1 pseudogene is annotated in these 255 nt (G+C 40.8%); it reads right to left on the minus strand.

Annotated elements, in window-relative coordinates:
* Positions 1–255 (minus strand): annotated as a pseudogene (locus ACEO2X_RS14640) (RNA-guided endonuclease TnpB family protein); the annotation flags it as partial.

The following is a 255-nucleotide window of genomic DNA, read 5'->3' on the forward strand; positions in this document are numbered from 1 at the left end:
CAACGCCCACGGCTATCCTCTACAAATGAACCTGTTTTTAACGTGTATTTGCTTAAACCGTAGCTATCCCAAAGCTTAAATTGGTGTTTTCCATACTGGACATATCCATTGGCATATTTGATAGCCACCTTTTTAAAGGGAACCCATCCCAAAGAGCGCCTTGCTGATTTTTTATTGCTGACACGCCATTTCAGCTTTGCCTTTTTAAATTGCTTTCTTCGGGTGACTAATTCTTCAGTTACAGCCTGAATGGTT

It is taken from the genome of Acinetobacter sp. AL9 (genome assembly GCF_041464035.1).
Classification (GTDB): domain Bacteria; phylum Pseudomonadota; class Gammaproteobacteria; order Pseudomonadales; family Moraxellaceae; genus Acinetobacter; species Acinetobacter towneri.